Origin of the sequence: Methylobacterium tarhaniae (genome assembly GCF_001043955.1) — a bacterium.
In the GTDB taxonomy this organism is placed as follows: domain Bacteria; phylum Pseudomonadota; class Alphaproteobacteria; order Rhizobiales; family Beijerinckiaceae; genus Methylobacterium; species Methylobacterium tarhaniae.
On record NZ_LABZ01000009.1, the window covers coordinates 23869 to 30938 of the forward strand.

Sequence of the window (7070 nt, forward strand, 5' to 3'; positions counted from 1 at the left end):
GCCGGCGGGCGGTGTGGGACAGTCCGGCCGCGAGGACGAGACGGTCCCCAGGGACGCCGCTTCGTCGGGTCAGGAAGCGAGGCCGGTTTGGCGCACGAGATGGGGACGGCACGGGCGAGGGTGCGGGTGCGCGCACCGGCCCGGCTGCATTTCGGCTTCCTCGACCTGCATGGCGGGCTCGGCCGGCGCTTCGGCAGCATCGGGCTCGGCCTGGATGCCCCCGGGATCGACCTGACCGCCACCCGTGCCGGCAGCCTGGCCGTCACCGGGACCGATTCGCCCGGCATCGCCGCCGAGTGCGAGCGGGTGCGCGCCTACGCGGCGCTCGCGGCCCGCCATCTCAGCGTCCCGGAAACGGGGGCGTTCCACCTCGCCGACGTCATCCCCGCCCATGCGGGCTTTGGCTCGGGCACGCAGCTCGCCCTCTCGGTCGCGGCGGCGCTGGCCGCGCTCCACGGCGCGTCCTTCGCGCCGGCCGACTTCGCAGACGTGCTCGACCGCGGCAACCGCTCCGGCGTCGGTCTGGCGGCCTTCGTCACCGGCGGCCTGATCGTCGATGGCGGCCGCGACGACAGCGAGGCGCCGCCGCCGGTGATCGCGCGGCTGCCCTTCCCGGATGCCTGGCGGGTGGTGCTGATGCTGGATTCCGGCCGCACCGGCGTGCATGGGGCCGAGGAGCGCCGCGCCTTCCGCGAGCTGCCCCGCTTCCCCGCGCCCGAGGCGGCCGGGATCTGCCGCACGGTGCTGATGCAGGTGCTGCCGGCCGTCGTCACGCAGGACGTCGCGCGGTTCGGCGCCGGAATCACCGAGATCCAGCGCCGGATCGGCGACTACTTCGCCCCCCACCAGGGCGGGCGCTATGCCAGCGCGGCGGTGGCGGCGGCCCTCGCCGATGTCGAGGCGGCCGGCATCCCCGGCTTCGGCCAGAGCTCCTGGGGGCCGACCGGATTCGCCCTAACCCGCGACCAGGACGAGGCGGAGGCCCTCGTCGCGTCCTTGCGCGCCCGCCACCCGGGCCTCGCCTACCGGATCGCCCGGGGGCGCAACCGGGGCGCCGAGGTCGACTGACCGGCTCGGCTTGCCACCAACGTCCAGGCCACAGGCGGGGCCGGCGGGCGTAAAGGTGGGGCCGAAACCCAAGCTTCAAACGCGAATCGGGGCGCCGACGGGCAGCCGTCGCGTTTCGCCGCTCCGGAGGAGATGTCGGATGGCCCGCTCGATCCTGCACATGCTGACGCCGCTCAAGCACATGAGCCCGTTCGACGTGAACATGGCGGTGGATGCGGGGTTCGAGGTCGTCTCGACCTATACGGGGGTGGAGCCCGGCGAGGTGGTGCCGCTGGTCCAGGACTCGATCTTCTCCCGCGCGCCGCAGGACGGCACCCGCACGGCGATCTTCATCGGCGGCAAGAACGCGGAAGCGGCCCTCGACATGGTGGATGCGGCGACCGGCGCCTTCGTGCCGCCCTTCGCCAACCACGTCTTCGCCGATCCGGCCGGCTCCTTCACCACCGGCGCCGCCATGGTGGCCTGCGTCCGCCGGGCGTTGCGCGAGACGTTCGGCGAGGAGCTGAAGGGGAAGCGCATCGCGATCTTCGGCGGGACCGGCGTCGTCGCCTATTGCGCCGCGGTGATCGCCGCGCAGGAGGACGCGCAGCCGGTCATCGTCGGCTATAACGGCCGCGAGCGGGTGGCGGCGATCGCCGAAGGGATGAGGACGCGGTTCGGCGTTGCCGTCGAGGCCGCCGACGGCGCGACCCCGGAGGGCCGCATCGCGGCAGCCAGGGATGCGGAGGTGATCCTGTCCGCCGCCGCCGCGGGCGTGCAGGTGCTGAGCGCCGACGACCTCACGCAGGCCGGCCGCCTCCTCGTCGCCGCGGACGTCAACGCCGTGCCGCCGGCCGGCATCGCCGGGATCGACGTCCATGCCGACGCCGTCCCCCTGCCGAGCGGGCGGGGCGTCGGCATCGGGGCGCTCGCCATCGGCAACGTGAAGTACGGGACCCAGGCCGGCCTGTTCCGCAGGCTGCTCCAGGCCGACCGACCCCTCGTCCTCGATTTCCGCGAGGCCTACCGGCTCGCCGTCGAGATCACCGATCAGGCCGCGGCGTGACGGCGCCGGCGGTCCTGATCGCGGCGCAGTCGGGCCGGGCGCTCGCCGCCGCCGCGCGGCGGGCAGGCTACCGCCCCTTCGTCGCCGACCTGTTCGGCGACGCGGATACCCGCGCGCTCGCCGCCGGCTACCGCCGCGTGCCCGGCCGCCTCGGCGCCGGGCCGGGAGCCCGGGGCGTGGAGGCCGCGCTGGACAGCCTCGCGGCGGAGGCGGGCGAATCGGTCGGCCTCGTCCTCGGCTCGGGCTTCGAGGGCGCACCGGAGCTCATGCGGCGCCTTGCGGGACGTTTCCCCGTGCTCGGCGCCTCTCCGGGTTCCGTCTCGGCGCTCAAGGATCCGGCCGCCTTCGCATCCCTGTGCGGGCGCCTGGGCATTCCGCATCCGGAGATCGCCCTGGCGCCGGTGCCCGACCCGGAAGCCTGGCTGACGAAGCGGCGCGGCGCCTCGGGCGGCGGCCACATCCGCGCGGCCGGGCCCGGTAGGCTGCCGGCCGGGACCTATCTCCAGCGCCGCGTGCCGGGCCTGCCCCGCTCGCTCAACGCCCTGGCCGACGGCCGCCGCATCGCCGTCCTCGCGGTGACGGAGCAATGGGCGGCGCCCGGGCCGGGCCGCCCCTTCCGCTACGCCGGCGCCGCCGGGCCGGCGGCGCTGCCGCCTGGGTTGCGGGCGGCGGCCGAAGGGTCGCTGGCCGCACTCGTCGCGGCGACCGGATTGCGCGGCCTGGTCAGCGCCGACCTGCTGGTCGACGGCGAGGCCTGGTGGCTGCTCGAGATCAACCCCCGGCCCGGCGCCACCCTGGACGTGCTCGACCGCGGAGCGACGCCGCTCTTCGCCGATCACCTGGCGGCGGCCGAGGGCCGGCTGCCGGAACACCGATCCGGCCTGCCTCAGCCGGGCTCGCTCGGGCCCGGCTTCCTGGGCGCCGCCGCGACCGAGATCCTCTACGCCGAGGGGGAGATCCCCGCGGTGCCGCCCCTCGACTGGCCCGACTGGACGATGGACCGCCCGCTTGCCGGCAGCCGCGTCGAGGCGGGAGCGCCGATCTGCACCGTGCTGGCCGAGGGATCGGATGCGGCGGCGGCCCGGCGTGCCGTGGCTCTGCGGGCGGCGGAGCTGCGGGCGCGGCTGGAGGGGACGGCCGCCACCGCATTGGCTTTCGCCGGCCACCGCTCCATCCTCGGCGCGTGCGCGCAGGGACTCTCGTCTCCCCGCGGGCAGGACGAAGGGATCCTGCGCCACATCCGTTACCCAACGGGGCCCTCCAAGACCCCGACCGATCTGACCGGCCATACCGGGGCGCCACCCGCCCCCGGGCCCGAGGGAGCCACCCGATGAGTTCATCCGCCACCCCGTCCCGCCCGAGCGTGAACGCGCTCGCCGCCCCCCTGGTCGAGGCCTTGGCCGCCGACGCGGCCCGGTTGCGGCTCGCCGTGACGCGGGCACCGGACGGGGCGCGGCTGATCGATGCCGGCGCGACCATGCGGGGCTCGATCGAGGCCGGGCGGCGCATCGCCGAGATCTGCCTAGGCGGCCTCGGCACCGTGACGGTGGGCCCGGCCGGGCCCCTGGAGGCCTGGCCCTTCACCCTGACGGTGCACAGCGCCGATCCGGTGCTCGCCTGCCTCGGCAGCCAGTATGCGGGCTGGAACCTGGCCGACGAGGAGGGCGATTCGGGCTTCTTCGCCCTCGGCTCCGGCCCCGGCCGGGCGGCGGCGGCCGTGGAGCACCTGTTCGAGGAGCTGGCCTACCGCGACGCCGCCGACCGCATCGCCCTGGTGCTCGAATCGGGCAGCCCGCCGCCGGCCTCCGTCACCGCCAAGGTCGCGGCCGCCGCGGGCGTTCAGCCCGCCGACGTCACCTTCGTGTACGCCCCGACCCAGAGCCTCGCCGGCGCGACCCAGGTGGTCGCCCGGGTGCTGGAGGTGGCCCTGCACAAGGCGCATTCGGTCGGGTTCGACCTGAACGCCGTCGTCGACGGGCTCGGCGCCGCGCCGCTGAGCCCGCCGCATCCGGACTTCATCCAGGCGATGGGCCGCACCAACGACGCGATCATCTATGGCGGGCGGGTGCAGCTCTTCGTCGAAGCCGACGATGCCGACGCGAAGGAGCTGGCCGAGGCCCTGCCGAGCACCACCTCGCGCGACCACGGCGCCCCGTTCGCGGAGATCTTCGCCCGCTTCAACGGCGATTTCTACGCCATCGACAAGCACCTGTTCAGCCCGGCCGAGGTGGTGGTGACCTCGCTCCGCTCCGGCCACAGCCACCGGGCCGGTCGGCTGGTGCCGGAGCTGGTGGCGCGTTCCTTCGCCTGAGGAGGCCCTCCCCATGCGGATCGGGCTCGCGGCCGATAACGGCGCCTGGCACAAGGCCCGGCTCCTCACCGCCCTGACGGAGCTCGGCGCCGCGCCGGTGCTCTTCTCGCTCGCCGACGTCACGATCGAGACCGGCCACGCGGAGCCCCTGCGGGTGCCGGGCTTCGGCGGCGATCTGCCGGACGGGGTGCTCCTGCGCACCATCGCGGGCGGCACCTTCGAGGCGACGACGATGCGGCTCGGCGCCCTCCACGCGCTGGAGGCCGCCGGTACCGTGGTGTGGAACGGGCCGAAGGCCATCGAACGCTCGGTCGACAAGGCGATGACGAGCCTGCTGCTCGCCCGCCACCGCATTCCGACGCCGGAGACCTTCGTGCTCTCGCGCCGCGACGCCGCCGCGGACGTCGTGGCCCGGGAGGCGTCGCCCGGGACGCCGCTGGTGCTGAAACCCCTGTTCGGCTCGCAGGGCGAAGGGCTGCAGCTGATCTCCCGGCCGGAGGAGCTGCCGCCCGAGGAGCTGGTCGGGCGGGTCTACTACCTGCAACGCTACGTCGCCCGGCGCGACGGAGCCTGGCAGGATTACCGGGTCTTCGTCTGCGCCGGCCGCGCCGTCGCCGGGATGATCCGCGAGGGCGACGGCTGGATCACCAACGTCCACCGGGGCGGCCGGCCGCTGCCCTGGCGCCCGCCGGCGCGCGCCGTGGCGCTGGCCGAGGCGGCCGCCGCGGCGGTGGGCTGCGGCTATACGGGGATCGACCTCGTCGAGGACGGAGAGGGCGGCTTCCAGGTGCTGGAGGTCAACAGCATGCCGGCTTGGTCGGGCCTCCAGCAGGTGACGAAGACCGACATCGCCCGCGAGGTCGCGGCGGGCTTCCTGGCGGCGGTGCGGGCAGGCCGGACGCCGCGCCTCGTCGCCGGAGGCGTTTGATGCCGCCTCTCGCCCCGGCGGCGATCATGGACGCGTATCTCGCCGCCTGCCGGGCGGAGCTCGCGGCGATCAAGCCCGGCAACGTCCATATCCACGCTGCGGGGCACCGGATGAGCGTCGCGGATTTCGAGGCGAGCGCCGTGCTCTCCGCGCCCCATGTCGCGGCGGCGGGCGCCCGGGTCGGGGCGCGGATCGAGGCGGCGGTGGCGGCCACCCGCGCGGGCATCGGCCAGAACACCAATCTCGGCATCGTCCTGCTCTGCGCACCGCTCGCCGCCGCGGCCGAGCGGCCCGGCCCGCTGCGGCACAGCCTCGCTTCGGTCCTGGCCGGGCTCGACGGCGCGGACGCCGTCGGCCTCTACGCGGCGATCCGGCTCGCCAATCCGGGCGGGCTCGGGACGGCGGAGCGCCACGACGTGACCGCCGAGGGCCCGCCGCCGCCCGTCCTCGCCGCCATGGGCGAGGCGGCGGGGCGCGACCGCATCGCCAGGGCCTACGTCACCGGCTTCGAGGACCTGTTCGAGACCGGGTTGCCGGCGCTGGCGGCGGCGCGTGCGCGGGGCCTCGCGGAGCCCTGGACCACGACGGCCGTCCATCTCGCCTTCCTGACCGGCTTTCCCGACAGTCACCTCGCCCGCAAGTTCGGCCCCGCCGTCGCCGAGCGGGTGCGGGCGGAGGCCGAGGCCGCCTTCCGCGGGCTCGAACCCGGAGAGGACGCGCGGGCGGCCTTGCTCGCCCACGACGCCGCCCTGAAGGCCGGCGGCCTCAACCCCGGCACCAGCGCCGACCTCACCGTGGCGACCCTGTTCCTCGACGCGCTCGGGCGCCTGACGGCCCGGCCGGAATCCGGCCGCGCGCAACCCGCCAATAAGTCTTAGTCGCCACACGGCTTTCCTTGCTGTGCCGGGCCCGGAATGGACCATGGTACCGTCCCGGCCGGCTTGTTCACGGTTCAGCGGCGCTGTAGTGTCCGGCCGCCATCCAGACAACCGGTTCGGCTCTCGCTGAACGCCGACAGCAAGGATGGCGGAGCCGATCCGCATTGTTCGCGCGGTCGGCTAACCTTATCGACACCTGGGAGATTCCCCACATGGCGACGATCAACAAGGTGATGGTGGGCGAGGCCCTCGTCGGCGACGGCAACGAGGTGGCGCATATCGACCTCATCATCGGCCCGCGCGGCAGCGCCGCCGAGACGGCGTTCTGCAACAGCCTGACCAACAACAAGCACGGCTTCACCAGCCTGCTCGCGGTGGTCGCGCCGAACCTGCCCTGCAAGCCGAACACCCTTCTGTTCAACAAGGTGACCATCAACGACGCCCGCCAGGCCGTCCAGATGTTCGGCCCGGCCCAGCACGCGGTCGCCAAGGCTGTGCAGGATTGCGTGGCCGAGGGCATCATCCCGGCCAACGAGGCCGACGACCTCTACATCCTGGTCGGCGTGTTCATCCACTGGGAAGCGGCGGACGACGCCAAGATCGAGAAGTACAACTACGAGGCCACGAAGCTGTCGATCCAGCGCGCCATCAAGGGCACGCCGACCGCCGCCGAGGTCACCCAGCAGTACAAGACCGCCCAGCACCCCTTCGCGGCGAACGTCGCCTAGACAGGAAACCGTCCGGAACAGTCAGCGGCACCTCCCCCGCCGCCCCCGCCGCCTCCGCCGCAGGGGCTGTTCCAGCGACTGGCCTCCATCTTTCTCGGACGTTGAACGCAAG

General features: G+C 74.3%; 7 protein-coding genes. All 7 read left to right on the forward strand.

Annotation, left to right across the window (positions count from 1 at the left end; translation table 11 throughout):
• Positions 1–99 precede the first annotated feature (99 nt).
• The 7 genes from VQ03_RS01535 (at position 100) to fae (ending at position 6958) form a co-directional block, all read left to right on the forward strand.
• Positions 100–1068, forward strand: a complete 969-nt coding sequence (locus tag VQ03_RS01535) for a beta-ribofuranosylaminobenzene 5'-phosphate synthase family protein (protein WP_048449090.1) — start codon at positions 100–102, stop codon at positions 1066–1068.
• Between the two features lie 139 nt (positions 1069–1207).
• Complete coding sequence (locus tag VQ03_RS01540) at positions 1208–2113, forward strand: NAD(P)-dependent methylenetetrahydromethanopterin dehydrogenase (protein ID WP_048449091.1); 906 nt, start codon at positions 1208–1210, stop codon at positions 2111–2113.
• Complete coding sequence (locus tag VQ03_RS01545) at positions 2110–3447, forward strand: ATP-grasp domain-containing protein (protein WP_083467707.1); 1338 nt, start codon at positions 2110–2112, stop codon at positions 3445–3447. Before VQ03_RS01540 ends, VQ03_RS01545 begins: the two co-directional genes overlap by 4 nt.
• Positions 3444–4424, forward strand: a complete 981-nt coding sequence (gene mch / locus VQ03_RS01550; protein WP_048449092.1) for a methenyltetrahydromethanopterin cyclohydrolase — start codon at positions 3444–3446, stop codon at positions 4422–4424. The genes VQ03_RS01545 and mch overlap by 4 nt, the downstream gene beginning before the upstream one ends.
• A gap of 13 nt (positions 4425–4437) precedes the next feature.
• Positions 4438–5352 (forward strand): ATP-grasp domain-containing protein, encoded by a 915-nt coding sequence (locus VQ03_RS01555; protein ID WP_048449093.1) that lies wholly within the window; start codon positions 4438–4440, stop codon positions 5350–5352.
• Positions 5352–6230 (forward strand): triphosphoribosyl-dephospho-CoA synthase, encoded by an 879-nt coding sequence (locus VQ03_RS01560; protein ID WP_048449094.1) that lies wholly within the window; start codon positions 5352–5354, stop codon positions 6228–6230. Before VQ03_RS01555 ends, VQ03_RS01560 begins: the two co-directional genes overlap by 1 nt.
• 212 nt (positions 6231–6442) lie before the next feature.
• Positions 6443–6958, forward strand: coding sequence for a formaldehyde-activating enzyme (fae, locus tag VQ03_RS01565; RefSeq protein ID WP_048449095.1), 516 nt, complete (start codon positions 6443–6445; stop codon positions 6956–6958).
• Positions 6959–7070 lie beyond the last annotated feature (112 nt).